We start from the raw sequence: 25,088 nt of genomic DNA, 5'->3' as shown, positions 1-25,088 counted from the left end.
TATGGCCTGGACCTGGAAAATAAGTGAGAATGCGGGCCATTGGCGGCCGACAAATCGCGCCTATCATATCCAAGATTCGTCACGAGCTTAAGGCCCAAGGTGCAAATGAAACGATCTGCTTTCTTTATTTCCGACGGCACCGGCATCACAGCCGAAACCCTGGGCCAAAGCCTCCTGGCGCAGTTCGAAAACATAACCTTCAGCAAATTCACGCGACCGTACATCGACAACGTGGATAAAGCGCGGGCCATGGTACAACAAATCAACAAAGCCGCCGAAACCGACGGCTTCCGGCCGATCATCTTCGACACCATCGTCAATCAGGACATCCGTGAGATCCTCGCGACCTCCAATGGTTTCATGATCGACATTTTCTCGACCTTCCTGGCGCCTCTGGAACAGGAACTGACCGAGCATTCTTCCTACACCGTCGGCAAATCCCATTCGATCGGCACCAACTCCAATTACATGGAGCGCATCGAGGCGGTGAACTTCGCCCTGGACAACGACGACGGCGCCCGCACGCACTACTACGACAAGGCCGACCTGATCCTGGTGGGCGTCTCGCGGTGCGGCAAGACTCCGACCTGCCTGTACATGGCCATGCAGTTCGGCATCCGTGCGGCAAACTACCCGCTCACCGAAGATGACATGGAACGCCTGCAACTGCCTGCGGCCCTGCGCGCCCACCAGCACAAGCTGTTCGGCCTGACCATCGACCCGGACCGCCTGACCGCCATCCGCAACGAGCGCAAACCCAACAGCCGCTATTCGAGTTACGCCCAATGCGAATTCGAAGTGCGCGAGGTGGAGAATCTGTTTCGTCGCGAGAACATTCCGAATATCAATTCGACGCATTTTTCGGTTGAAGAAATCTCCGCGAAAATTCTGGTGGAAAAAGGCGTTGAGCGGCGGTTCAAATAACCCTGTAGAGCCTGATCCACCGCCATCGCGGGCAAGCCTTGCTCCACAGGTTGCCAGGGTGTTCGCAAGTTTTTGCAGCCACTGCAAACCCCTGTGGGAGCAAGGCTTTCCCCCACAGGTTGCCAGGGTAATTCGCGAGTTTTTGCATTCACTACAAAACCCTGTGGGAGCAAGGCTTGCCCGCGATTGAACGATAACGCGGTCAATCAAATAACAAACAAATCCACAAACCGGTTAACCGGTGTTGCCTCAAGACTTTGCTGATCCTTGCACAACGCAAAAATCTCCTCGCTCCGCTGACCGGTGAATCGTGTCAGCAGGTTGGCCTTGAACTTGTCCTGCAGCAGCGCAATGCCCTGCGCACGGCGGCGACGATGGCCGATCGGGTACTCCACCGCCACGTCCTCGGTGCTGGTGCCGTCCTTGAAAAACACCTGGATCGCATTGGCAATGGAACGCTTGTCGGCTTCCAGATATTCGCGGGTGTACTGCGGGCTTTCGACGATGACCATTTTCTCGCGCAGCACATCGATGATCGGATGCGCTTGATGGAAATCATCTTCGTACTGCTCGGCCACCAGATTGCCGAACGCCAGCGGTACTGCGGTCATGTACTGGAGGCAATGATCGCGGTCCGCCGCGTTGGCCAGCGGCCCGACCTTGGAAATGATACGAATCGCCGACTCATGGGTGGTGATGACTATCCGGTCGATTTCGTGCAGGCGGTTACGCACCTGGGGATGCAGGATCACCGCCGCCTCGCAGGCGGTCTGGGCGTGGAACTCGGCGGGAAAACTGATTTTGAACAACACGTTTTCCATGACATAGCTGCCGTACGGCCGGGAGAAACTGAACTCACGCTTGGCTTCGGCTTTCAACGCCAGATCGTTATTGGTGTGGCTGAACAACACGTCGTAGAACCCCCACTGCCTGGCGGTCAGCACGCCAGGGATTCCCATTTCCCCGCGCATGGCGATATCCGCCAGGCGCACGCCACGGCTGGTGGCATCGCCCGCCGCCCAGGACTTGCGCGAGCCGGCGTTCGGCGCATGGCGGTACATGCGCAGCGCCTGGCCGTCGGCAAACGCATGGGACAAGGCTGACAACAGCTGTTCGCGACTGGCGCCCATGAGCTTGGCAGTGACCGCCGTCGAGGCCACTTTGACCAGGATGACGTGATCCAGGCCGACCCGGTTGAAGGAGTTCTCCAAGGCGATCACACCCTGGATTTCGTGCGCCATGATCATGGCTTCGAGCACTGCACGCATGGTCAGCGGGGCATCGCCATTGGCCAGGCGCTTTTGCGAAAGGTGATCGGCTACCGCGAGAATGGCACCGAGGTTATCGGACGGATGGCCCCATTCGGCCGCCAACCACGTGTCGTTGTAGTCGAGCCAGCGCACGATGCAGCCGATGTCCCAGGCGGCCTTCACCGGGTCGAGGCGATAACTGGTGCCCGGCACCCGTGCGCCAAATGGCACCAGCGTGCCTTCGACGATCGGGCCCAGGTGCTTGGTGCATTCGGGGAAGCGCAGGGCCAGCAGGCCGCAGCCGAGCGTGTCGATCAGGCAGTTGCGGGCGGTGTCCAGCGCTTCTGCGGATTCGATTTTGAAGTGCAGGACGTAGTCGGCGATGTCCTGCAGGACGGAGTCGTAGTCGGGGCGGTTGTTCTGGTCGACGTTGGTGCTCATGTTCGATTCACTCGTGAAGTGGTTCGTTGATGGGACCTCGGTTCAGGGTTTCTCTCGGCGGATGCACATTGTTGTTTTGGTAAATCGATCCAAACTGTGGGAGCGGGCTTGCTCGCGAAAGCAATGTGTCAGTCGACATAATTGTTGAATGTCAGTCCGTCTTCGCGAGCAAGCCCGCTCCCACAGGGGTTAGGCATCTGTTGCAGGAATTGGGTTAGAAGGAATCACCCGGCACGCGCACGAAACCTTCCATCAACACCCGCGCACTGCGGCTCATGATGGCTTTGTTGACGGTCCACTCGCCATTCACCTGGCTGGCCTCGGCGCCGACGCGCAAGGTGCCGGACGGATGGCCGAAGCGCACGGCATTGCGTTCAATACCGCCCGCCGCGAGGTTGACCAGCGTGCCGGAAATCGCCGCCGCCGTGCCAATGGCCACCGCTGCCGTGCCCATCATCGCGTGGTGCAGCTTGCCCATGGACAACGCCCGAACCAGCAGATCGACGTCACCGGCCTTGACCGCCTTACCGCTAGACGCCACGTAGTCCGCTGGCTTGGCCACGAACGCCACTTTCGGCGTGTGCTGACGCTTGGCGGCTTCGTCCAGATCCTTGATTAAACCCATGCGCAAAGCACCGTAGGCGCGAATGGTCTCAAACATCGCCAACACTTTCGGATCGCCATTGATCGCACCCTGCAACTCGGTGCCGGTGTAACCGATGTCTTCGGCGTTGACGAAAATCGTCGGGATACCGGCGTTAATCATGGTCGCCTTGAAGGTCCCGACGCCGGGCACTTCCAGGTCGTCCACCAGGTTGCCGGTGGGGAACATCGAACCACCGCCGCCCTCTTCTTCCGCCGCCGGGTCCATAAATTCGACCTGCACTTCAGCCGCCGGAAAGGTCACGCCGTCGAGTTCGAAATCACCGGTTTCCTGCACTTCTCCGTTGGTGATCGGCACGTGGGCGATGATGGTCTTGCCGATGTTGGCCTGCCATACGCGCACCACTGCAATACCGTTCTGCGGAATGCGGTTGGCGTCCACCAGACCGTTGCTGATGGCGAACGAACCGACCGCTGCCGACAAGTTGCCGCAGTTGCCGCTCCAGTCGACGAAAGGCTTGTCGATGGAGACCTGACCGAACAGGTAATCGACGTCGTGATCGGCCTTGAGGCTTTTCGACAGGATCACGGTTTTGCTGGTGCTGGAGGTCGCGCCGCCCATGCCGTCGATTTGCTTGTCGTAGGGGTCCGGGCTGCCGATCACCCGCAGTAGCAACGCATCGCGTGCGGGGCCGGGAACCTGTGCCGCTTCGGGCAGATCAGTGAGGCTGAAGAACACGCCTTTGCTGGTGCCGCCGCGCATGTAAGTCGCAGGGATTTTAATTTGCGGTACGTGAGCCATGGGTGCTCCTTCAAGGCGGGCCAGGGAATGCACATTCCCGGCCCGCACAGCGTGTTTTAAACGGCGACTGCCGACTCTTCGAGGAAGTCCTGGGCGAAGCGTTGCAACACGCCGCCAGCCTCATAAATCGACACTTCTTCAGCGGTATCCAGGCGGCAAGTCACCGGCACATCCACGCGCTCGCCGTTCTTGCGATGGATCACCAGCGTCAGCTCGGCGCGCGGGGTGCGCTCGCCGATCACGTCGTAGGTTTCGCTGCCGTCGATGGCCAGGGTGTGGCGGTCGGTGCCCGGCTTGAACTCCAGTGGCAACACGCCCATGCCCACCAGGTTGGTGCGGTGGATGCGCTCGAAACCTTCGGCGGCAATCGCTTCCACACCCGCCAGGCGCACGCCCTTGGCCGCCCAGTCTCGGGACGAACCCTGACCGTAGTCGGCACCGGCGATGATGATCAGCGGCTGCTTGCGTTCCATGTAGGTTTCGATGGCTTCCCACATGCGCATCACCTGACCTTCAGGCTCGACGCGAGCCAGCGAACCCTGCTTGACCTTGCCGTTTTCCTTGACCATTTCGTTGAACAGTTTCGGGTTGGCAAAGGTTGCGCGCTGCGCAGTTAAATGGTCTCCCCTATGAGTCGCGTAAGAGTTGAAGTCCTCTTCCGGCAGGCCCATTTTCGCCAAATATTCACCGGCCGCGCTGTCGAGCATGATCGCGTTCGACGGCGACAGGTGATCGGTGGTGATGTTGTCCGGAAGCACCGCCAACGGGCGCATGCCTTTGAGCGGCCGTGCACCGGCCAGTGCGCCTTCCCAGTACGGCGGACGACGGATGTAGGTGCTCATCTCACGCCAGTCGTACAGCGGCGTGACCTTCGGGCCGGTGTCTTCGTGGATGGCGAACATCGGGATGTAGACCTGGCGGAACTGCTCGGGCTTGACCGATGCCTTGACCACCGCGTCGATCTCTTCGTCACTTGGCCAAATGTCTTTCAGGCGAATTTCGTTGCCCTGCGCATCGAGCCCCAGCACGTCTTTTTCGATATCGAAACGGATGGTCCCGGCGATGGCGTAAGCGACCACCAAGGGCGGCGACGCCAGGAACGCATTCTTGGCGTAAGGGTGAATCCGCCCGTCGAAGTTGCGGTTACCGGACAGCACGGCGGTGGCGTACAGGTCGCGGTCGATGATCTCTTGCTGGATCACCGGGTCCAATGCGCCGGACATGCCGTTGCAGGTGGTGCAGGCAAATGCGACTACGCCGAAACCCAGCTGCTCCAGTTCGTCGGTCAGGCCGGCTTCGTCGAGGTACAGCGCCACGGTTTTCGAGCCGGGTGCCAGGGACGATTTAACCCATGGCTTGCGGGTCAGCCCCAGCTTGTTGGCGTTGCGCGCCAGCAGGCCGGCGGCGATCACGTTGCGCGGGTTGCTAGTGTTGGTGCAGCTGGTGATGGCGGCGATGATCACCGCGCCATCCGGCATCTGGCCTGGCACGTCGTCCCACTGACCGGAGATACCTTTGGCGGCCAGGTCCGACACTGCCACGCGAGCGTGCGGGTTGCTCGGGCCGGCCATGTTGCGCACTACCGACGACAGGTCGAAGGTCAAGCCGCGCTCGTATTGCGCATGCTTCAAGCTGTCAGCCCACAGACCTGTGGTCTTGGCGTAGTTCTCGACCAACTGCACCTGCTCGTCTTCACGACCGGTGAGCTTGAGGTAGTCGATGGTTTGCTGGTCGATGTAGAACATCGCCGCCGTGGCGCCGTATTCCGGGGCCATGTTGGAGATCGTCGCGCGGTCGCCGAGGGTCAGCGCGGCGGCGCCTTCGCCGAAGAATTCCAGCCATGCGCCGACGACTTTTTGCTGACGCAGGAACTCGGTCAGCGCCAGCACCATGTCGGTGGCGGTGATGCCCGGTTGCAGCTTGCCAGTGAGTTCAACGCCGACGCTTTCCGGCAGGCGCATCCACGACGCGCGGCCGAGCATCACGCTTTCCGCTTCCAGGCCGCCGACACCGATGGCGATCACGCCCAGTGCATCGACGTGCGGAGTGTGGCTGTCGGTGCCGACGCAGGTATCCGGGAACGCCACGCCATCGCGCACCTGGATCACCGGGGACATTTTCTCCAGGTTGATCTGGTGCATGATGCCGTTGCCAGGCGGGATCACATCAACGTTCTTGAAGGCTTTTTTGGTCCAGTTGATGAAGTGGAAACGGTCTTCGTTGCGACGGTCTTCAATGGCGCGGTTCTTCTCGAACGCCTCTGGATCGAAGCCACCACGCTCGACGGCCAGGGAGTGGTCGACGATCAACTGAGTCGGCACCACCGGGTTCACTTGCGCGGGATCGCCACCCTGCAGGGCGATGGCGTCACGCAGGCCGGCGAGGTCGACCAGCGCGGTCTGGCCGAGAATGTCGTGGCACACCACCCGGGCCGGAAACCACGGGAAGTCGAGGTCGCGTTTGCGTTCAATGAATTGCTTGAGGGATTCGGTGAGCGTGGCCGGGTCGCAGCGACGCACCAGGTTTTCCGCGAGCACGCGGGAGGTGTATGGCAGGGTGTCGTAGGCACCCGGCTGGATGGCTTCGACAGCCGCGCGGACGTCGAAGTAATCCAGATGGCTGCCGGGCAGCGGTTTACGGAATTCAGTATTCATCGTCAGGGACTCGGTCACGGTAATTGCAAAAGGTCGGGGCCGGCACCGGACTTGAAGTCGCACAATCCACTGTAGGAGTGAGCCTGCTCGCGATAGCGGTAAATCAGTCGACATCCATTTCGAATGTCAGTCCGTCATCGCGAGCAGGCTCGCTCCTACAGGGATCTGTGTTGAATTCAGATCCCGCTGCAAGCCTCCACCATTCAGCGTTGTTCGATTGGCACGAACTTGCGCTGTTCGACGCCGGTGTACTCGGCGCTCGGGCGGATGATGCGGTTGTTGGCGCGTTGTTCGAACACGTGCGCCGCCCAGCCGGTCAGGCGCGAGCAGACGAAAATCGGGGTGAACAACTTGGTCGGGATGCCCATGAAGTGATACGTCGACGCATGGTAGAAGTCGGCGTTGGGGAACAGTTTTTTCTGCTCCCACATGGTCTTGTCGATCGCCTCGGACACCGGGAACAACACCGTGTCGCCGACTTCTTCGGCGAGCTTTTTCGACCAGCCCTTGATCACCTCGTTGCGCGGATCGTTGTCCTTATAGATCGCGTGGCCGAAGCCCATGATCTTGTCCTTGCGCTCGAGCATGCCGAGGGTGCCCTTGATCGCCTCTTCCGGCGACGAGAAACGCTCGATCATTTCCATCGCCGCTTCGTTGGCGCCACCGTGCAGTGGGCCGCGTAGCGAACCAATGGCTGCGGTGATGCACGAGTACAGGTCGGACAGGGTCGAGGCACACACTCGCGCGGTGAAGGTCGAGGCGTTGAATTCGTGTTCCGCATAAAGGATCAGCGAAACGTTCATCACCTTGACGTGCAGCTCGCTTGGCTTCTTGCTGTGCAGCAGGTGCAGGAAGTGGCCACCGATGGATTGTTCGTCGCTCACGCAGCTGATGCGCTTGCCGTCGTGGCTGTAGCGATACCAGTAGCACATGATCGCCGGGAACGCGGCCAACAGGCGGTCGGTCTTGTCGTGCTGTTCGGAGAAGTCTTTCTCCGGTTCCAGGTTGCCCAGGAACGAACAGCCGGTGCGCATCACGTCCATCGGGTGGGCGTCGGCGGGGATGCGTTCCAGCACTTCTTTCAGCGCTTGCGGCAGGTCGCGCAGCTTGCCGAGTTTGTCCTGGTAGGCGGCGAGCTGCGCCTGGGTCGGCAGTTCGCCGTACAGCAGCAGGTACGCCACTTCTTCAAATTGAGCGTCTGCCGCCAGTTCGCGAACGTCATAACCGCGATAGGTCAGGCCTGCGCCCTCCTGGCCCACGGTGGACAGTGCGGTTTGCCCGGCTACCTGACCACGGAGCCCGGCGCCACTGAGTACTTTTGCTTCGGCCATTGCTGTCTCCAATCTTGAATTTGTTAGGGAATCGGCAAATTTTTCAAATTGCATCGCACACTCTGTAGCAGCTGGCGAAGCCTGCGTCCGACTGCTCAGCAGTCGTAAGACCTGCACACACGATCGCCCGGTTCAGCGAGTCCTTCGGCCTCGAACGCAGCCTCGCAGGCTCGGCAGCTGCTACAGGATTGCGTTATTTCTTTGCGGCAAACAACGCATCAAGCTTCTGCTCGAACGTGTGGTAATCGATGCGATCGTAAAGCTCCATACGAGTCTGCATGGTGTCGATGACGTTCTGTTGCGTGCCGTCGCGGCGGATTGCGGTGTAGACGTTTTCCGCGGCCTTGTTCATGGCGCGGAAGGCCGACAGCGGATACAGCACCAGCGACACGTCGGCAGCGGCGAGCTGCTCGGTGGTGTACAGCGGGGTCGCCCCGAACTCGGTGATGTTGGCCAGGATCGGCGCTTTCACGCGGCTGGCGAACAGCTTGTACATGTCCAGTTCGGTGATGGCTTCCGGGAAGATCATGTCGGCGCCCGCCTCGATGCACGCTGCAGCGCGATCCAGGGCAGATTCCAGGCCTTCCACTGCCAGGGCGTCGGTGCGCGCCATGATCACGAAGCTGTCATCGGTCCGCGCATCCACGGCCGCCTTGATGCGGTCGACCATTTCCTGCAGCGACACGATCTCCTTGTTCGGGCGATGACCGCAGCGCTTGGCGCCAACCTGGTCTTCGATATGAATCGCCGCCGCGCCAAATTTGATCATCGACTTGACGGTGCGCGCGACGTTGAACGCCGAAGAACCAAAACCGGTGTCCACGTCCACCAGCAGCGGCAGGTCGCACACGTCGGTGATGCGCAGCACGTCAGTCAGCACGTCATCCAGGCCAGTGATGCCCAGGTCCGGCACACCGAGGGAGCCAGCCGCTACCCCGCCACCCGACAGATAGATGGCCTTGAAACCGGCGCGCTTGGCCAGCAACGCATGGTTGGCGTTGATCGCGCCAACGACTTGCAGCGGATGCTCGCTGGCGACCGCATCGCGGAAACGCTGGCCTGGAGTGCTCTTGTTGGAACTCATGACTCACCTCGTTCAGTGGCTGTCTGGTTAGCGCCGTCCTGGTAGTGACGGGCGATATTGCGTTTGGAGGCGCCGATATGGCGGCGCATCAACAACTCGGCCAGTTCACCGTCACGGTCGGCGATGGCATCGAGAATTCTGTGGTGTTCGGCGAACGCCTGGTGCGGGCGATTGGGCGTGGTGGAAAACTTCATGCGGTACATGCGCACCAGTTGATACAACTCGCCACAGAGCATCTGGGTCAGGGTCCGGTTGCCGCTGCCCTGGATGATCCGGTAGTGAAAATCGAAGTCGCCTTCCTGCTGGTAGTAGCCGATGCCGGCCTGGAACGCCTCATCGCGCTCATGGGTTTCAAGCACCCGGCGCAGTTCGTCGATTTCTTCCAGGGTCATGCGCTCGGCCGCCAGGCGGCAGGCCATGCCCTCGAGGGATTCGCGAATTTCGTAGAGTTCCAGCAGTTCTGCGTGATTCAGCGAAACCACGCGCGCCCCGACGTGCGGCACGCGCACCAGCAGGCGCTGGCCTTCCAGGCGATGGATGGCCTCGCGCAGCGGCCCACGGCTGATGCCATAGGTGCGCGCCAGCTCCGGCTCGGAGATCTTGCTGCCCGGGGCGATCTCACCCTTGACGATGGCCGCCTGGATGCGCCGGAAGACGTTCTCGGACAAAGTCTCCGAATCGTCCTGCGTTATGACCGGGGGATCGAGTTGATCCAGCATATTGTCGACACCTTGAAAGCTGATGCCGCAAAAACTAGCTAAAACAGCGCGCACAGTCAAAGGAAATATGGATATTGTCGACAATCGTCTAATAACCGCTTATTTCATACCCAAGCGGCACTAGAGGTTATAGCCCCCTGCCAGCGGTGGCGCCATAAAACCACCGTGCTAGAATGCTGCCCGCATTTGTTTGTGACATCTGCACTGCCTGTCATCAAATGATGGCTGGCATACGAGGGAGCTTGCGCAGCGATGCCAGGGCCTAGAATCAATACACGGACCGCTGCGCCCCAGGATTTATGAGACTCAAGCCCTTTTCCACCTTCCTTTATTTCCTTTGCCTGCCCGGCTTCGCTGCGGCGGGAGAAAAGACCGTTTACGGCCTCAACGAATATGCGTCCCTCAATGGCATCGACCTCGAAGTCGCGGCCAAGCTCGACACGGGCGCGAAAACCGCCTCGTTGAGTGCCCGGGATATCAAGCGCTTCAAGCGCAATGGCGAATCCTGGGTGCGCTTCTACCTGGCCATCGACGCCGCGCACTCGCACCCGATCGAAAGACCGCTGGCCCGGGTCAGCAAGATCAAGCGACGCGCCGGCGACTACGATCCCGATGAGGGCAAGAAATACACCGCCCGTCCGGTGATCGAGCTGGATATCTGCATGGGTTCGGCTTTACGCAGCATCGAAGTGAACCTAACTGACCGCAGTGCTTTCCAATTCCCGCTCCTGATCGGCTCCGAAGCGCTGAAACGCTTCGACGCGCTGGTCGATCCCAGTCTTAAATACGCTGCTGGCAAACCCGCCTGCGCCACCGACGCACATACCGCAGAGTAATTCCAATGCGCGCTCTTACCCTCCATCTGAAAATCCTGATCGCCATCTTGGTGGTGCTGGGCATTTCAGTTACGGCCTATCAGATTTTCGTGCTCGGCATTCCCGTGACCGAAGACGCCACCGACGACTTGTGGAACATCGACGCCAAGGTCGAGTTCGTCGCCAGTGCCAAGGATCCGGTCAAGATCCAGATGTTCGTGCCACCGCTGAGCCGCGACTATGTCAGCCTCAACGAAAGCTTCATCTCCAATAACTATGGCGTGGCGGTCAACCGTGTCGACGGCAACCGCAAGGTCACCTGGTCTGCGCGCCGGGCCAAGGGCAACCAGACGTTGTACTACCGCCTGGTGCTGACCAAGCGCTACACCGGCGAGAAAGCCAAGATCAAGGGCCCGACTTTCCGCGACAGCATCGTCGTCGAAGGCCCGGAAAAAATCGCCGCCGAAGCACTGCTCGCGCCAATCCGCCAGCACTCGGCCGACGTCGAGACCTTTATTGGCGAGGCGATCAAGCGCGTCAATAATCTCAACGACGACAACGTGAAACTGCTGCTGGGTGGCGATCCTTCCACCGTGCACAAGGCGCGGATCGTCGAACTGCTGCTGTCCATCGCCCACGTGCCGATCGAGAAGGTGCACACCATTCGCCTGGTGGCCGACCAGCCGCAAGTGCCCGAATTATGGCTGCGCAGCTTCAACGGCACCGACTGGCTGTACTTCAACCCGGAAACCGGCGAGCAGGGTCTGCCAACCGACCGCCTGCTGTGGTGGACCGGTGATGAAAACCTGATCACCGTCGATGGCGGCAAAAAAGCCAATGTGACCTTCAGCCTGAACAACAGCGAAATGAACGCCATTCGCCTGGCCAAGCTGACGGATGAAAACACCGACGCCAACTTCCTCGAATATTCGCTGTATGGCTTGCCGCTGCAGACCCAGCAGACGTTCATGATCATGGTGATGATCCCGATCGGCGTGCTGGTGATCCTGATCCTGCGCAACCTGATCGGCATCCAGACCCTCGGTACCTTCACCCCGGTACTGATCGCCCTGGCCTTCCGGGAAACCCAGCTGGGCTTTGGCATCGTGCTGTTCACCATCATTACGGCGCTGGGGCTGTCACTGCGCTCCTACCTCGAACACCTGAAGTTGCAGATGTTGCCAAGGCTGTCGGTGGTGCTGACGTTCGTGGTGGTGCTGATTGCGGCTATCAGCCTGTTCAGCCACAAGCTCGGCCTGGAACGCGGGCTGTCGGTCGCGCTGTTCCCGATGGTGATCCTGACGATGACCATCGAACGCCTGTCGATCACCTGGGAAGAGCGTGGTGGCGGCCATGCCATGAAAGTGGCGATTGGCACCCTGTTCGCCGCGTCATTGGCGCACCTGATCATGAGCGTGCCGGAACTGGTGTACTTCGTGTTCACCTTCCCGGCGGTCCTGCTGATCCTGGTGGGCTTCATGCTGGCCATGGGTCGTTATCGCGGTTACCGCCTGACCGAACTGGTGCGTTTCAAGGCGTTCCTGAAGAAGGCTGACGCCTGATGTTCGGTTTCTGGAAGACCTGGAAGGCCCTGGAAGCCCGGGGCATCATGGGCATCAATCGGCGTAATGCGGACTACGTGCTCAAGTACAACAAGCGCAGCCTGTACCCGATCGTCGATGACAAGATCATCACCAAGGAACACGCCATTGCGGCCGGCATCCACGTGCCGGAACTGTATGGGGTGATTTCCACAGAGAAGGAAATCGACAAGCTCGACGCGATCATCGGCGGGCGCACCGACTTTGTGGTCAAGCCCGCACAAGGCGCGGGCGGCGACGGCATTATCGTCATCGCCGACCGCTTCGAAGGACGCTACCGCACGGTGTCCGGCAAGATCATCAGCCACGAGGAGATCGAGCACCATATCTCCAGCATCCTCACTGGCCTGTACTCCCTGGGCGGTCACCGCGACCGGGCCCTGATCGAGTACCGGGTGATCCCGGACCAGATTTTCAAGAGCATCAGCTATGAGGGTGTGCCGGACATCCGCATCATCGTGTTGATGGGCTACCCGGTGATGGCCATGTTGCGCCTGCCGACTCGCCAGTCCGGCGGCAAGGCCAACCTGCACCAGGGCGCCATTGGCGTGGGAGTCGACCTTGCCACCGGCCTGACATTGCGCGGCACCTGGCTGAACAACATCATCACCAAGCACCCTGACACCACCAATGCGGTCGATGGTGTGCAGTTGCCTTATTGGGACGGGTTCATGAAGCTCGCCGCCGGCTGCTATGAGCTGTGTGGCCTGGGTTACATAGGCGTCGACATGGTGCTCGACCAGGAAAAAGGCCCGCTGATCCTGGAGCTCAATGCCCGGCCAGGCCTGAACATCCAGATTGCCAACGATTGCGGGCTGACGTTGCGCACCCATGCAGTCGAGGCGCGGCTGGAAGACCTGAAGGCCCGTGGCGTGACCGAGACGGTCGAGGAGCGCGTGGCGTTCGTGCAGGAGATGTTCGGGCATATTCCGCCGGTTGAAGGCTGACCGCTCATGCTGACCTGCTCCGTACACCCGCTACCCTATCGCGCCAATCCCGCCGACTATTTCGCGCGCATTCACCATTCTCCAGGGGCCGTGCTGCTCGACAGCGGCCGGCCAACCGCCGATCGCGGTCGTTATGATCTGCTCAGTGCCTGGCCGCTGGAGCAGCTGGCGGTGCTGCCTGACGAAAGTGGCAGCCATTTCCTGCAGCGCCTGCGCGCCAACCTGGCACGTCTGGGCGAAGCCTCGGTGCCACTGGACCTGCCTTTCGCTGGCGGCCTGATCGGCTATTTGAGTTATGACTTCGGCCGCCATCTTGAGCACCTGCCGAGCCTGGCCAAGGACGATCTGCAGCTGCCAGACGCACGCTTCGGTCTGTACGCCTGGGCGCTGATCAGTGACCACCAACTGGCCACCAGCCAGCTGGTATTCCACCCGACAATGACCGATGGCGAACGCCAGCGCCTGATCGAACTGTTCAGTCAGCCGGCCAGCGAAGAAGTCGAGCCGTTCAAACTCACCGCGCCAATGCATGCAGACCTGAGCGCCGATGAATATCGCCAGGCGCTGGAGCGTATTCAGCAGTACATCCAGGCCGGTGACTGTTATCAGGTCAACTTCGCCCAGCGCTTCCGCGCCGAATGCCAGGGCGATCCCTGGGCCGCCTATTGCGCCCTGCGAGCCGCCTGCCCGACTCCATTTTCCGGTTTCCAGGCTCTGCCTGATGGCGGCGCGGTGCTGAGCCTGTCACCCGAGCGCTTCGTCAAGGTCAGCCAGGGCCAGGTTGAAACCCGCCCCATCAAGGGCACGCGGCCTCGCGGGCTGACGGAAGCTGAAGACCTGGCGAACGCCGCCGAATTGCTCGCCAGCCCGAAGGACCGCGCAGAAAACCTGATGATCGTCGATTTGCTGCGCAACGACCTCGGCCGCACATGCCGCATCGGTTCGGTGCGGGTGCCGGAGCTGTTCAGTCTGGAAAGCTACCCGAATGTGCATCACCTGGTGAGCAGTGTCACCGGGGAACTGGCCGCAGACCACGACGCCCTGGACCTGATCGCCGGCAGCTTCCCCGGTGGATCGATTACCGGCGCACCGAAAATCCGCGCGATGCAGATCATCGACGAACTGGAGCCGACCCGGCGCGGATTGTACTGCGGCTCGCTGCTGTATCTGGATGTGCGCGGCGAGATGGACAGCTCGATCGCGATTCGCAGTTTGCTGGTCAAGGATGGGCAGGTGTGTTGCTGGGGTGGCGGCGGAATCGTCGCGGATTCGCAGTGGCAGGCTGAGTATGCGGAGTCGATTACCAAGGTGAAGGTGCTGCTCGATACCTTGCAAAACCTCTAAAAGCATCGCGAGCAAGCTTTGCTCCCACAGGTTTTGTGTCGGCACTCAATTGTGGTTTGACACAGAACCTGTGGGAGCAAGGCTTGCCCGCGATTGCATGCGAACAGTCGACTACAGGCTCAGGGCCCGGTTGGAGGCCTTGATAAACTCCTGCTTCAACTCCTCAAACGTATGCACCGCCGGGAACTGCGGGAACTCGCGAATTACATTGTCCGGCGCGTGAAACAGGATCCCCGCATCAGCCTCGCCCAACATCGTCGTATCGTTATACGAATCCCCCGCCGCAATCACCCGATAGTAGAGGCTCTTGAACGCCAGCACCGATTGGCGCTTGGGATCTCTCTGGCGCAACTGATAGCTGGTGACCCGCCCGGTATCATCGGTAATCAGGCGATGGCACAACAGCGTCGGGAACCCCAGCTGCCGCATCAGCGGCTGCGAGAATTCGTAGAACGTATCGGACAGGATCACAACCTGGAAGCGCTCGCGCAGCCAATTGACGAACTCCACCGCGCCGTCCAGCGGCTTCAGCGTGGCGATCACTTCCTGGATATCGGACAGCTTCAGGCCGTGCTCGTCAAGAATGCGCAGGCGCTGCTTCATCAGCACGTCGTAGTCGGGAATGTCCCGGGTGGTGGCCTTGAGGGATTCGATTCCGGTTTTTTCGGCAAAGGCGATCCAGATTTCCGGAACCAGTACCCCTTCAAGATCCAGGCATGCAATTTCCACAAGACACTCCCATTTGTAGTGATTATTGAGTCGAGCGAGCAAAAAGACTGCCGAACTCTAACCACTCGCACTGGCCTGCGCAACGCACAGGGCGCGCCAGCGCTCGCCGGATTTTGTTACCATCAGCCCCATATAGAGCGCCCAGCGCCACCGACCTGTAGGAAGCCGCCCTGATGAGCCCATCGTTCGATGTCGTGGAACTCGCCACGACCTATGCCAATAAATCTGCCCAGGACATTCTCAAGCTCGCGTTTGCCGAGTTCGGCGATGACCTGTGGATATCTTTCAGCGGCGCCGAAGACGTGGTGCTCGTGGACATGGCCTGGAAGCTGAACAAGAACGTCAAGGTCTTCAGCCTCGACACCGGCCGCCTGCACCCCGAGACCTATCGCTTCATCGACCAGGTGCGCGAGCATTACAAGATCGACATCGAACTGGTGTCGCCGGACTACACGAAACTTGAACCCTTCGTGAAGGAAAAAGGCCTGTTCAGTTTCTACAAGGATGGCCATGGCGAATGCTGTGGCATCCGCAAGATCGAACCGCTGCGGCGCAAACTGTCCGGCGTCAGCGCCTGGGCGACCGGCCAGCGTCGCGACCAGAGCCCGGGCACCCGCAGTGCCGTGGCCGTGATGGAAATCGACACCGCCTTCTCCACCCCGGAACGCACCTTGTACAAGTTCAACCCGCTGGCGCAGATGACCAGTGAAGAGATCTGGGGTTACATCCGCATGCTCGAACTGCCGTACAACAGCCTGCATGAACGCGGCTTCATCAGCATCGGCTGCGAACCCTGCACGCGCCCAGTGCTGCCAAACCAGCATGAGCGCGAAGGCCGCTGGTGGTGGGAAGAGGCGACGCAGAAAGAGTGCGGGCTGCACGCGGGGAATATCATCGGTAAATCCAAGGCCTGACCTCGCGCCGTGCAATTTCCAAATGTGAGAGCGGGCTTGCTCGCGAAGAGGCCGTAACATTCACCATTATGGTTAATTGTTAAACCGATTTCGCGAGCCAGCCCGCCGCCCCAGTGGCCTGCGCCACTCCAATAAAATGTGTACACACAACTGTCACCATCGGTGCCATTTGTGTGTGCACTTTTAGTTTGTGCGCCCCAAAAAGTTACACCTCCCCGCCCTGACTCCCTCAGTCGACCTTGTGCCTCCTCCCGACAGCAAAAATAAATACCTGTTCAATTGGTCAATTTATTTAGCCAGCTATTCAACGACTTACTTGGAACCGATAACAAAACGAAATTATCAGGCGGTTTCATAGATCGCTCACTGGCACAGATCTCGCTTAAGTGCATACATGTTTTGTATACAACACTCATCAAAACATACACACACTTTAGATCCGCAAGCCTGAAGCGCCCTATCCCGTACAGGCTGCAGATGCCCCGAAACCAATGATGCTTGCCGTTCGCGACGAAGATTTGTCGAGCCTTGCTCAAGCACAGTCATCGCAGCGCCAAGCTTCAGGAGCCTGCCGGAATGCGTACTAGCCTCTCCAATAACAATATTGCGCTGGATCTACACGTCCCTCTTGATCAAACCTCTCCCGGCCCCGTGGTGCTTAGCCCGCGCCTGCATAACAAGGACCTGGCCCCGACCAAGGCCGAAGGTCGGCGCTGGGGCCGATACAGTATTTTTGCCCTGTGGACCAATGACGTGCACAACATTGCCAACTACTCCTTCGCCATCGGCCTGTATGCGCTGGGGCTGGGCGGTTGGCAGATTTTGCTGTCCCTGGGGATCGGCGCAGCGCTGGTGTACTGCTTCATGAACCTGTCCGGCTACATGGGCCAGAAGACCGGAGTGCCGTTTCCGGTGATCAGCCGGATCAGTTTCGGCATCCACGGCGCGCAAATTCCTGCGTTGATCCGCGCCGTTATCGCCATCGCCTGGTTCGGTATTCAGACGTACCTGGCTTCCGTGGTCTTCCGGGTATTGCTGACGGCCGTGCATCCGGGTTTTGCCGACTACGACCACAACTCGATCCTTGGCTTGTCGAGCCTGGGCTGGGTGTGTTTCGTGGCGATCTGGCTGGTGCAACTGGCAATCCTGGCCTACGGCATGGAGATGGTCCGGCGCTACGAAGCGTTTGCCGGCCCGGTGATTTTGCTGACCGTGGCCGCCCTCGCCGGCTGGATGTACACCCAGGCCAACGCGACCATCGCCTGGTCGATCCGCGAACCGTTGAGCGGCGCCGAGATGTGGCGCAACATCTTTGCCGGCGGCGCCTTGTGGCTGGCCATCTACGGCACGCTGATCCTCAACTTCTGCGATTTCGCGCGCTCTTCGCCCTGCCGCAAGACCATCAAGGTGGGCAATTTCTGGGGGCTGCCGGTGAATATCCTGGTGTTCGCCGCCATCACCGTCCTGCTATGCGGTGCGCAGTTCCAGATCAATGGCCGGATCATCGAAAGCCCGACCGAGATCATTGCCTCGATTCCCAACACCTTCTTCCTGGTGCTTGGATGCCTGGCGTTCCTCATCGTCACGGTGGCCGTGAACATCATGGCCAACTTTGTCGCACCGGCTTTTGTCCTGAGCAACCTGGCGCCGAAATACCTGACCTTTCGCCGGGCCGGCCTGATCAGCGCGACCATTGCGGTGCTGATCCTGCCGTGGAACCTCTACAACAGCCCACTGGTGATCGTGTACTTCCTCTCCGGCCTGGGCGCCCTGCTGGGCCCGCTGTACGGGGTGATCATGGTCGATTACTGGCTGGTGCGAAAAGGCCAGGTCAACGTTCCGCAGTTGTACAGCGAAGACCCGAACGGCGCCTATTACTACAGCCGCGGGGTCAACCTGCGCGCGGTAGCTGCGTTCATTCCGGCGGCGCTGATCGCCATCGTCCTGGCGCTGGTGCCGGGTTTCCACAGCGTGTCGCCATTTTCCTGGCTGATTGGTGCCGGGATTGCCGGGATGCTCTACCTGATCATCGCCAGGCGCGAGCCGCATTACGCCGACGTCAGCGGCGAATCCATCGCAGTCGACAACGCCAGTCATTAACCCTTGGCGGCCCGCCGGCTGCGGGCCGCAGAACCACCTGTCATAAGGACTTCCCATGCGAATTCTCGTGGTCAACGTCAACACCACCGAGTCCATCACCCAGGCGATTGCCCGTTCGGCCCAGGCCGTTGCCGCCCCCGGTACCGAAATCGTCGGCCTGACCCCCTACTTCGGCGCCGACTCAGTGGAGGGCAATTTCGAAAGTTACCTGGCGGCGATTGCCGTGATGGACCGGGTGATGTCTTACGATCAGCCTTTCGACGCAGTGATCCAGGCCGGCTACGGCGAGCACGGCCGCGAAGGCCTGCAGGAGCTGCTCAATGTGCCGGTGGTGGACATCACCGACGCAGCCGCCAGTACCGCGATGTTTTTGGGCCATGCCTATTCGGTGGTCACGACCCTGGATCGCACCGTGCCACTGATCGAGGACAGGTTGAAACTCTCCGGCCTGTGGGACCGCTGCGCCTCCGTGCGGGCCAGTGGCCTGGCGGTGCTGGAGCTGGAAGCGGACCCGAAGCGTGCGCTGGAAGCCATCGTCCGCCAGGCGGAATTGGCCGTGCTGGAAGACAAGGCCGAGGTGATCTGCCTGGGTTGCGGCGGCATGGCCGGGCTGGACGAGCAGATCCGCCAGCGCACCGGGGTGCCGGTGGTGGATGGCGTGACGGCGGCGGTGACCATTGCCGAGTCGCTGGTGCGGCTCGGGTTGTCGACGTCCAAGGTGCGGACTTACGCGACGCCGAGGCCCAAGACCATTATTGGCTGGCCAGGGCGGTTTGGCCGGTAGACCGAGGCGCGACTATCGCGGGCAAGCCTTGCTCCCACAAGTTACATGTCACCCTGTGGGAGCAAGGCTTGCCCGCGATGGGCGCGACTCGGTATCAAGCCAAACACTCAAACCGCACTGAACCGCTGCCCCAACCCCTGCTCCGCGAACTGCTCAATCACAAAATCCACAAACGCCCGGGTCTTGCCCGGCAGCAATTTATGCTCCGCGTAGTAGATGGAGATGTTGCCATCGTCGACATACCAATCCGGCAACACCCGCTGCAAGGTTCCCGCCTGCAGATACCCGGCGGCAAAGGGCATGCTGACCAGCGCGATGCCCAATCCCTGAGCCGCCGTGGCACACGCGGCTTCGGAATCGCTCATGGTCATGCGCGCCTTGAGCACCAGGGGGCTGTGTTGGCGGGTGCGGCTGGTCAATTGCCAGGAACGCACCCGTCCGGTTTGTGGCGAGCGGATCAGGATGCCGTCGTGTGCCCCGAGGTCCTCAGGCTCGAGGATCGGCGCCCGGTGCGCCAGGTAATCAGCCGAGGCCACCAGTACCCGATGCGCCGGCGTCAGCTTGCGAGCGACTACGCCCTGGGGCAGTTCAAAGCCTCCGCCAATCGCCGCGTCAAAACCCTGGGCGATCAGGTCGACCTGGCGGTTATCGAAATGCCAGTCCGGGTTGATCGCCGGGAACCGCTGCAGAAACTCGCCCAGCATCGGCACTATGTACAACCGACCAAACATCGTGCCCATGCTGACCTTCAGCGTCCCCGCCGGGCGCCCCTCCGCGCTGGCCAGATTGGCCACGGCATTCTGGATGGTGTGCAGGCTGGAGCTGACCTCACCGAGAAACAGCTGGCCGGCCTCGGTCAACGTCAGGCTCCGCGTACTGCGCTGGAACAACCGCACGCCCAAGCGCGCCTCGAGCTTGGCGACGCTTTTGCCCACGGCGGCCGGAGTCAGGCTCAAGCGCCGCGCGGCCTCGGCAAAGCTGCCGACTTCGGCACTGCGCACGAAGCATTCGATACTGCTGAAGGTTTCCATAATCACCATTATAAACTTCCGGTTTACACAGACTATCGTAATGACCGTCTACTCAGCAGGTAATCTCGAACTGATACTAGGCTCCATCAACCGGGACATCTCGCCCCGGCGACTTTGGAGACAGACATGACTACTCAGAACCTCAGCGGCAAAGTGGCTTTGATTCAAGGCGGGTCCCGCGGCATTGGCGCAGCCATCGTCAAACGCCTGGCCGCTGAAGGCGCGGCGGTTGCCTTCACCTACGTAAGCTCCACGGCCAAGGCCGAAGAATTGCAGAACAGCATTACGGCCAATGGCGGCAAGGCCCTGGCCATCAAGGCGGACAGCGCCGATGCCGAGGCAATCCGCAACGCCGTCACGGCCACCGTCGAAGCGTTCGGCGCCCTGGATATCCTGGTCAACAATGCGGGTGTGCTGGCGGTTGCGCCACTGGAAGATTTCAAGCTCGAAGACTTCGACCAGACCCTGGCCATTAACGTACGCAGCGTATTCATTGCGACCCAGGCTGCTGCCAGGCACATGACCGAAGGCGGTCGCATCATCAACATCGGCAGCACCAACGCCGAGCGCATGCCCTTCGCCGGTGGCGGTCCCTACGCCATGAGCAAGTCGGCACTGGTCGGCCTGACCAAAGGCCTGGCCCGCGACCTCGGCCCGCGCGGCATTACCATCAACAACGTCCAACCCGGCCCGGTCGACACTGACATGAACCCGGCCCAGGGTGACTTTGCCGACAGCCTGATCCCGTTGATGGCCGTAGGTCGGTACGGTGAAGCTGATGAAATCGCCAGTTTCGTCGCCTACCTGGTGAGCCCGGAAGCGGGCTACATCACGGGTGCCAGCCTGACCATCGACGGCGGGTTTGGCGCCTGATAAAGGCATAAAAAAAGCCGGCCACCTCAGCAGGTGGCCGGCTTTTTCATGCCAGCTGATTTACGCCCATTGCAACGCCGGCAAACCACAATCACCGGGGTTAAACGCTTTCAACGTGCGCAGAATGCCGTCGGCATGTGCGTATTTTTCATCTGCCATGGCCGCATCCGGGATGGCAATCGCCGTCATGCCGGCCGCTTTGGCGGCGGTGACGCCGAAGGGCGAATCCTCGAACACCAGGCAGTCGGCCGGATCGACACCCAAACGCCGTGCGGCTGTCAGAAAAATATCCGGCGCCGGCTTGGCCGCGCCAACTTCAGGATCATCCGCCGTGACGATGAAATCGAACAACTCAAACCAGTCCCGGTGCAGAGTGGTTTTCTGCCCGAACGACTGACGGGACGAACTGGTGCCCACGGCGATAGGGATATTGTTCGCCTTCAAATGCCGCACCAGTTCCTGGGCGCCCGGCATTGCCAGCGCCTGTGGGAACCGCTCACGCATCAGCGGTTCGCGAATCACCAGGAATTCTTCGGCAGAGATTGGCAGGTCCAGTGCTTCCACCACGTACCGCGCCAGATCATTCGCGCCACGTCCGATGATGTTTTGTTTAATGCTCCAGTCGAAAACCCGGCCATAACGCTGGGCGATCATCGACGTGACTTCGGTGTAGATGCCCTCGGTATCCAGTAGCAAGCCGTCCATATCGAAAATCACGGCCTTGATTGGACCGAACTCGTTCAGCGGTGCATTCATCGCATCTGATCCGTTTTTAACAACATGAGGGACCCGCACGTTAGCATCGATTCTGCGCCGGATTAAAGGGTTCAGCACGATAACGATAACGGCCCGCGCGAGCGCCCCTGCAACAAAATTGTCATTATTTAGTCATTTTTCCCTGACCCTGCGCTGCCTTTTCCTACTTTTTTCCGCCCGAATCCCACGCAAAGTCTCGCGCTCATTCAGATCCGCATGAGGGGCTGCGAATGTTCGAACCTGACAAGGTGTGGGCCTTGACCACCAGCATTGGCCCGTCGGCCCATGCGGTTCCGGGTGCTGCACTGCTGACGCTGACGGACGGTTCCTTGCCGGGCATCCTGCCGCTTGAATTCACTCGCCACTATTGCATCGCTGCCGCGCACCTCGATTGCGGGCTGGGTATGGGTTGGAGCCATTGCCTTGCCCATCGACTTGATGTCGAAGCAGAACAGGTCATCTGGACCGATGATGAACAGCGCCGTACGACATTTCCCCGTCCGACAGCCACGCGCCCACCGTCCTGTAAAAACCTGTCCGATCCCGCCATTTACCTGGGGGATAAACCTGAAGAATGGATCATTGCACTGCCTGGCCGTTTCCTGCATTTCCACTGCGGCCAACTGACTGCAATCAGTGACGCCTACGACAACCGACTCACCCTGCAACGGGACAGTGCCGGCAGGATTCAGCGCCTGTACAACGCTGCCGGACGCGCACTGTTGCTGCGCTGGGACCGGCGCTATCTGGCCGCCGTGGAGTATCAGTGCCTTGATCTGACCGCGCGCAAGTCGTGGCGTACTCAACAAGTAATGGTCAGCTATCGCTACGACGCCTGTCATCGCCTGACGAGCGCGACCAACGCCGGCGATGAAAGTGAGCGCTACGACTACGACGACCAGCACCTCATGCTGCAACGGCAACTTGCCGGTGGGGCCAGTCTGTTCTGGGAGTGGGAAAAGACCGAAGAGGTAGTGCGATGCGTCAGGCACTGGGGCAGTTTCGCCCAGTTGGACAGGCAATACCTCTGGGATGAGCAGGGTGGAGTCACGGTAAAACACGTCGACGGTAGCGAAACGGTGCATCCGCCTGAACAGCGCCACGCCTCCTGCCAACGCGATTTCCTGAACCCGCCAGCAGGATGGAATTATCAACACAATGCCCAAGGCGATGTGATCCAGGCAACTGATCCTGCGGGTCACGCCACCCGCTTGCGCTACGACTCCCGGGGACAACTTTGTGCCATCGAGTATCCCGATGGCCGCCAGCACAGTTTCACCCATGACGCCTTCGGTCAGTTAATCAAGGAAACCTTGCCTGATGGTAGTCAGCGGACATGTTCGTACGATGTGCTGGGTCGCCAGAGCTCTGTAGTGGATGAGAACGGTAGCGTAACCGCCTACCAATGGGACGCAGTCGGACGTCTCGCCCTGGTCACGCTGCCCTCAGGGGCCAATCGCGCTTACTCCACAAACGCTTACGGCATGCCCACTGCGCAACGTTGCGAGCTGGGCCGAGTGACGCGGTTCGAGTACGCCGATGATTTACACCTGGTGAGCCGCCGGATCAATTCCGATGGCTCGCGTCTGCAGTATCGTCATGACCATCCACTGCTGTTGCTGACCGAAATGCAGAATGACTCCGGCGAAAGCTACCGCAGGGACTACTTGCCCGACGGAGCACTGCAACAGGAGACCGCCTTCGATGGGCGACGCACCGCGTATGCCTACGACTCTGCGGGCAACCTGTCGCAGAAGACCGAATTCGGCGACGATGGCTCGCAACTGGTCACGCGGTACAAACGCAACAAGGCAGGGCAATTGCTACTCAAGACACTCGCGGATGGGGCGCAGGTCGAATACCGATACGACTCGCTTGGTCGCCTGGTGAGCGTCAGCGATGACCAGCAGCCGCTAGCGTTCGAATACGACGTGCAGAATCGACTGGTCGCCGAGCACCAGGGAAGTCACCGTTTACTTTACCGATATGACGCCTGCGGCAGACTCAACCACCTGCGCCTGCCCGACGATAATACCCTGGACTTTCATTTCGCCAGCGGCGGAGCGCTTGCAGCGATCGACCTCAACGGCGCTCGGCTGACTTCCCACCAATTTGTCGCAGGGCGCGAGTTGCAACGCCAGCAGGGCTCAATCAGCAGCATTTATGGTTACGACGATCAGAGCCGCTTGACCTCGCACGCCCTCGCCCACGGCTCAACACCCTTCTACCGTCGGGATTTTTCCTACAGTGCCAACGGCAACCTTGAGTGCATTGCCGACAGCCGAAACGGTACGCGAAGCTATCAATATGACCAGCTGGACCGCTTGATCCGCGTCCACCACTCCCGGGAACACCAGCCGGAAAGCTTTGTGCATGATCCTGCAGGCAACTTATTAATGCTCGACCGTCCGGGAGCGATCACGCTCAAAACCCATCGCCTGCTCAAGCAAGGTAACCGCCACTACACTTACGATGCCTTCGGCAACCTCATCCGCAAATGCCGGGGCAGCGCGCCTGTGCTGGTGACCGAATACCGTTATGACTGCCAGCACCGCCTGGTCGGCATCACCCTGCCCTGTGGTGTCCACGTGAGATATCGCTACGACACCTTTGGTCGCCGGATCAGCAAGACCGTCGACGGCAAGAGCACTGTGTTTATCTGGCACGGTGACACCCTCATCGCCGAAAGCAGCGCGGAGCATTACCGCAGTTACCTGTACGAACCAGGCACCTTTCGCCCGCTGGTGATGCTCGACGGCAATGGCCCCGCCAAAGCTCGCCCCTATTATTACCAACTCGATCACCTGGGCACGCCGCAGGAGCTCACTGATACCCGCGGCCAGGTCGTGTGGGCTGCCCAATACGCCGCCTACGGCCGACTTACCCGGCTCAATCGCGACACGGACGAAATCCTTGAGCAGCCGTTGCGCTTCCAGGGACATTACTTTGACGCGGAGACAGGCCTGCACTTCAACCGCCAGCGCTACTACAACCCGGACGTGGGTCGGTACCTGACGCCGGGATCGCTGGCAAATGGCTGGAATGGCTATCACTACCCGGGCAACCCGACGGGCTGGATTGCGCCAATGGGATCTGCGGGAATGCCAAACGAAAAGGCCCGGCAGAAGCCGGGCCAGATGCATGACGAAATGTTCAGCTGGGTTCACCCGATGCATCATCACCGGCAATGTCCGGATCATCGGGACTGGCCTCTACATCCCCTCGATTCTTATCATCGTTGGGCACCTGTTCGACACCATTCTCATCGTCAGGCGGGCGTTGATCCCGACTCAGGGAGTCCGTGGGTGACGGCAGCGGATATTCAGGCGTTTCGTCCGGGTCGAATGCTTTGGGATCAGAATTCATGAGTCACCTCTCGACGGGCC

General features: G+C 60.3%; 19 protein-coding genes and 1 pseudogene. 10 read left to right on the top strand and 10 right to left on the bottom strand.

Annotated features, from left to right (window positions below):
• Positions 1–105 precede the first annotated feature (105 nt).
• A complete protein-coding gene (ppsR, locus tag ORL50_RS14560; protein ID WP_090181892.1) occupies positions 106–924 on the top strand; it encodes a posphoenolpyruvate synthetase regulatory kinase/phosphorylase PpsR in 819 nt (272 codons plus the stop codon).
• Positions 925–1,130: 206 nt separating this feature from the next.
• Here the strand turns inward: ppsR and prpD are convergent, their stop codons facing one another.
• The 6 genes from prpD to ORL50_RS14530 form a co-directional block, all read right to left on the bottom strand.
• Positions 1,131–2,615, bottom strand: a complete 1,485-nt coding sequence (gene prpD, locus ORL50_RS14555; protein WP_266016028.1) for a 2-methylcitrate dehydratase — start codon at positions 2,613–2,615, stop codon at positions 1,131–1,133.
• 214 nt (positions 2,616–2,829) lie between these two features.
• The gene (prpF, locus tag ORL50_RS14550) at positions 2,830–4,020 is read right to left on the bottom strand and encodes a 2-methylaconitate cis-trans isomerase PrpF (RefSeq protein ID WP_266016026.1); all 1,191 of its coding nucleotides are present in this window, start codon (positions 4,018–4,020) and stop codon (positions 2,830–2,832) included.
• Between the two features lie 56 nt (positions 4,021–4,076).
• Positions 4,077–6,674, bottom strand: a complete 2,598-nt coding sequence (gene acnD, locus ORL50_RS14545) for a Fe/S-dependent 2-methylisocitrate dehydratase AcnD (protein WP_266016024.1) — start codon at positions 6,672–6,674, stop codon at positions 4,077–4,079.
• A 203-nt stretch (positions 6,675–6,877) separates the two neighbouring features.
• On the bottom strand, positions 6,878–8,005 hold the full coding sequence (prpC, locus tag ORL50_RS14540) for a bifunctional 2-methylcitrate synthase/citrate synthase (RefSeq protein ID WP_266016023.1): 1,128 nt from the start codon (positions 8,003–8,005) through the stop codon (positions 6,878–6,880).
• Positions 8,006–8,198: 193 nt separating this feature from the next.
• Positions 8,199–9,089 (bottom strand): methylisocitrate lyase, encoded by an 891-nt coding sequence (prpB, locus tag ORL50_RS14535; protein WP_266016021.1) that lies wholly within the window; start codon positions 9,087–9,089, stop codon positions 8,199–8,201.
• Positions 9,086–9,805 carry a GntR family transcriptional regulator gene (locus ORL50_RS14530; RefSeq protein ID WP_266016226.1) on the bottom strand — a complete coding sequence of 240 codons (720 nt, stop codon included), beginning with the start codon at positions 9,803–9,805 and terminating at the stop codon, positions 9,086–9,088. Before ORL50_RS14530 ends, prpB begins: the two co-directional genes overlap by 4 nt.
• Positions 9,806–10,107: 302 nt before the next feature.
• Between ORL50_RS14530 and rloA the strand changes: the two genes are divergently transcribed.
• The 4 genes from rloA to pabB are packed head-to-tail and all read left to right on the top strand — an operon-like array spanning position 10,108 to position 14,515.
• Positions 10,108–10,644, top strand: a complete 537-nt coding sequence (gene rloA, locus ORL50_RS14525) for a retropepsin-like aspartic peptidase RloA (RefSeq protein WP_266016019.1) — start codon at positions 10,108–10,110, stop codon at positions 10,642–10,644.
• A 5-nt stretch (positions 10,645–10,649) separates the two neighbouring features.
• A complete protein-coding gene (gene rloB, locus ORL50_RS14520; protein WP_266016017.1) occupies positions 10,650–12,185 on the top strand; it encodes an osmotic stress tolerance membrane protein RloB in 1,536 nt (511 codons plus the stop codon).
• The gene (locus ORL50_RS14515; protein WP_266016015.1) at positions 12,185–13,171 is read left to right on the top strand and encodes an alpha-L-glutamate ligase-like protein; all 987 of its coding nucleotides are present in this window, start codon (positions 12,185–12,187) and stop codon (positions 13,169–13,171) included. The genes rloB and ORL50_RS14515 overlap by 1 nt, the downstream gene beginning before the upstream one ends.
• A gap of 6 nt (positions 13,172–13,177) precedes the next feature.
• Positions 13,178–14,515, top strand: a complete 1,338-nt coding sequence (pabB, locus tag ORL50_RS14510) for an aminodeoxychorismate synthase component I (protein WP_266016013.1) — start codon at positions 13,178–13,180, stop codon at positions 14,513–14,515.
• 111 nt (positions 14,516–14,626) lie between these two features.
• On the opposite strand, the gene thrH is transcribed toward pabB, so the two are convergent.
• Complete coding sequence (thrH, locus tag ORL50_RS14505) at positions 14,627–15,244, bottom strand: bifunctional phosphoserine phosphatase/homoserine phosphotransferase ThrH (protein WP_194690534.1); 618 nt, start codon at positions 15,242–15,244, stop codon at positions 14,627–14,629.
• 173 nt (positions 15,245–15,417) lie between these two features.
• Here thrH and ORL50_RS14500 point away from each other — a divergent pair, with 173 nt between their 5' ends.
• The 3 genes from ORL50_RS14500 (at position 15,418) to ORL50_RS14490 (ending at position 19,042) form a co-directional block, all read left to right on the top strand.
• Complete coding sequence (locus ORL50_RS14500) at positions 15,418–16,158, top strand: phosphoadenylyl-sulfate reductase (protein ID WP_266016009.1); 741 nt, start codon at positions 15,418–15,420, stop codon at positions 16,156–16,158.
• Positions 16,159–16,734: 576 nt separating this feature from the next.
• A complete protein-coding gene (locus ORL50_RS14495; protein ID WP_266016007.1) occupies positions 16,735–18,258 on the top strand; it encodes an NCS1 family nucleobase:cation symporter-1 in 1,524 nt (507 codons plus the stop codon).
• Positions 18,259–18,313: 55 nt separating this feature from the next.
• Positions 18,314–19,042, top strand: coding sequence for an aspartate/glutamate racemase family protein (locus tag ORL50_RS14490; RefSeq protein ID WP_266016005.1), 729 nt, complete (start codon positions 18,314–18,316; stop codon positions 19,040–19,042).
• Positions 19,043–19,149: 107 nt separating this feature from the next.
• Here ORL50_RS14490 and ORL50_RS14485 read toward each other — a convergent pair whose 3' ends face one another.
• Complete coding sequence (locus ORL50_RS14485; protein ID WP_266016224.1) at positions 19,150–20,073, bottom strand: LysR family transcriptional regulator; 924 nt, start codon at positions 20,071–20,073, stop codon at positions 19,150–19,152.
• Positions 20,074–20,199: 126 nt separating this feature from the next.
• On the opposite strand from ORL50_RS14485, the gene ORL50_RS14480 reads away from it, so the two are divergent.
• Complete coding sequence (locus tag ORL50_RS14480) at positions 20,200–20,946, top strand: 3-oxoacyl-ACP reductase family protein (protein ID WP_266016003.1); 747 nt, start codon at positions 20,200–20,202, stop codon at positions 20,944–20,946.
• 60 nt (positions 20,947–21,006) lie between these two features.
• Here the strand turns inward: ORL50_RS14480 and ORL50_RS14475 are convergent, their stop codons facing one another.
• A complete protein-coding gene (locus ORL50_RS14475; RefSeq protein WP_266016001.1) occupies positions 21,007–21,702 on the bottom strand; it encodes an HAD-IA family hydrolase in 696 nt (231 codons plus the stop codon).
• 254 nt (positions 21,703–21,956) lie between these two features.
• Between ORL50_RS14475 and ORL50_RS14470 the strand changes: the two are divergent.
• Positions 21,957–24,809 (top strand): annotated as a pseudogene (locus tag ORL50_RS14470) (RHS domain-containing protein); the annotation flags it as partial.
• A 46-nt stretch (positions 24,810–24,855) separates the two neighbouring features.
• Here ORL50_RS14470 and ORL50_RS14465 read toward each other — a convergent pair.
• A complete protein-coding gene (locus ORL50_RS14465) occupies positions 24,856–25,068 on the bottom strand; it encodes a hypothetical protein (RefSeq protein ID WP_266016222.1) in 213 nt (70 codons plus the stop codon).
• Positions 25,069–25,088: the final 20 nt, after the last annotated feature.

The organism is Pseudomonas sp. RIT-562 (assembly GCF_026241895.1).
Classification (GTDB): Bacteria; Pseudomonadota; Gammaproteobacteria; order Pseudomonadales; family Pseudomonadaceae; genus Aquipseudomonas; species Aquipseudomonas mandelii_F.
The sequence above is the reverse complement of the archived record's forward strand: the minus strand, read 5'-3'. Positions and strand labels throughout refer to the sequence as shown.